The following is a 607-nucleotide window of genomic DNA, read 5'->3' on the forward strand; positions in this document are numbered from 1 at the left end:
AACCGGGCTTCGACCTCCCGGCGCGCGAAGCGGTGCGGGACGGAGTAGTGATGCCGCTCGATCGCGATATGATAATCGAGCCCGACGCGGCAGCGGCGCCATTCGGCATGAACCCACGGCTCTGCCGGCAGCGGCTTGAGGTTCGGAACATCGACTTCGTCGAACAGCTGGCGGCGCGTCTTGCCGAACTGACGCAGCACGCGCCGATCATTGAGATCGGCAAGGCACTCGGCGATCTCCGCGTTGACCTCGGCGAGGCTGTAGAAGATCCGGTTACGTAAGCGGCCAAGCAACCAGCGTTCGACGATACCGACGCAGGCTTCGACCTTGGCCTTGTCCCGCGGCTTGCGCGGCCGGGTCGGCAGGATCGCCGTACCGTAATGCCGGGCCATGTCTGTGTAACTGCGGTTCACCTGAGGATCGAAGTGACAGGCCTTGATCACCGCCACCTTGGCATTGTCGGGCACCAGCAATTGGGGAACGCCGCGGAAGAAGGCGAAGGCGGCATTGTTGCCCGCGATCCAGTCAGGGAACTGCTCGGTCCATGTCGCCAGCGCAAACGACAGGCTCGATCCGCCCATTACAGCGACGAAGATGTGGGCACCGC

General features: G+C 63.8%; 1 protein-coding gene. It reads right to left on the reverse strand.

Annotated features, from left to right (window positions below):
* Positions 1–607 (reverse strand): IS21 family transposase (istA, locus tag ACI3K3_RS25765; RefSeq protein ID WP_404918969.1); only part of this gene is annotated, 607 nt, incomplete at both ends.

The organism is Novosphingobium sp. ZW T3_23 (genome assembly GCF_044987305.1).
Classification (GTDB): Bacteria; Pseudomonadota; Alphaproteobacteria; order Sphingomonadales; family Sphingomonadaceae; genus Novosphingobium.